Source organism: Dyella silvae, assembly GCF_026421305.1.
Classification (GTDB): Bacteria; Pseudomonadota; Gammaproteobacteria; order Xanthomonadales; family Rhodanobacteraceae; genus Dyella; species Dyella silvae.
This window is the reverse complement of record NZ_JAPJBQ010000019.1, coordinates 1-1,234: the sequence shown is the minus strand read 5'-3', so window position 1 is coordinate 1,234 and position 1,234 is coordinate 1. Positions and strand designations below refer to the sequence as shown.

At 62.8% G+C, this 1,234-nt stretch carries 1 protein-coding gene; it reads right to left on the bottom strand.

Annotation, left to right across the window (positions count from 1 at the left end):
• Window positions 1-262: 262 nt before the first annotated feature.
• The coding region (locus OQE56_RS20065) for an IS110 family RNA-guided transposase (RefSeq protein ID WP_267226856.1) at window positions 263-1,234 on the bottom strand (972 nt) is incomplete at its 5' end.

Below are 1,234 nucleotides of genomic sequence, written 5' to 3'. Positions count from 1 at the left end.
GTCCGTATATGGACTCCTCCCCTTTGCCAAGCATCCCCTAGCTCTGGCGTCCGTGTCGACTGCACACGTATATCCGGCCTCTCGTTGCTGCACCGCTTAGGCGGTGCCGGGCCATGATGAGCTAGTCGCGCGTCGTCTCCCTATCGCTTCGGCGTGCTTGCAGCACACGGACATCTCGGGGTTTGCCGACGCCGGTCCGACCGGTACGTCATCACGCGGGTTGCTTCGCAATCGTGGATAGGATGTTCGCGGACGCTCCTCTTCAGGCCGCCGCTAAGGCGGGTTGATAGTTCGTACCATGGCGAAGCATGGCCCAGGCCATCCGCGCCGTCTTGTTGGCCATCGCTACACAGGCCACGTTCGGGTGCGCTCGCGCCGAGAGGCGGAGCGCCCACCGGCTCAAGGCATCGTCGTGACGTGGCGCCGTTCGCAACATGGCGCGGGCGCCGTGCACTAATAGCGATCGGACGTAGGCGTCGCCTCGTTTACTGATGCCAAGCAAGCGTTCCCTGCCACCCGAGCTGTGTTGCCGTGGCGTCAGGCCAAACGACGCAGCCATCTGTCGACCGTTGGCAAACTGCGTTGCATCGCCCACGCATGCCACCAAGGCTGTAGCGACCACCGGACCGACACCGCGCAGCTGTTGCAAGCGACGCGCATCGGGATCGGCCTTGGCCGCCTCTTTGATTTGGCCGTCTAGCTCACTGATGCGCTCATCGACCAGGCGCAAATCCCGCCACAACCCATGCAGCAAGTATCGGAAGCTCGCACTCAGCCCGTTATCGGCATCTTCCAACCAGCACGGAATCGCGCGACGCAGCGATGACATCTCCCTGGGGGCCACCAGACCATATTCTGCAACCAGTCCACGGATCTGGTTGCCTTTGGCCGTGCGTTGCTCCACCAGGCTGGCGCGCACACGATGCATCGCTTGCAGATCCTGTTGCGCCACACTCTTCACACTCACAAAGCGCATGCTCGGGCGACTCATCGCCTCGCAGATCGCCTCGGCATCGTTGGCGTCGTTCTTGTTGCTCTTTACATACGGCTTCACGAACTGCGGCGCGATCAGCTTCACGCGATAGCCACGTGTCTGCAGTTCACGCGCCCAGTGATGCGCGCCACCGCAGGCTTCCATGCCGATCTCGCAGCCGGGCTCGGCCACCTCCATGACAGCCTTTAGCCAGCGATCTCGCGACAAGCGGCGACGCCATACCGGTTGCTCAAGCCGATC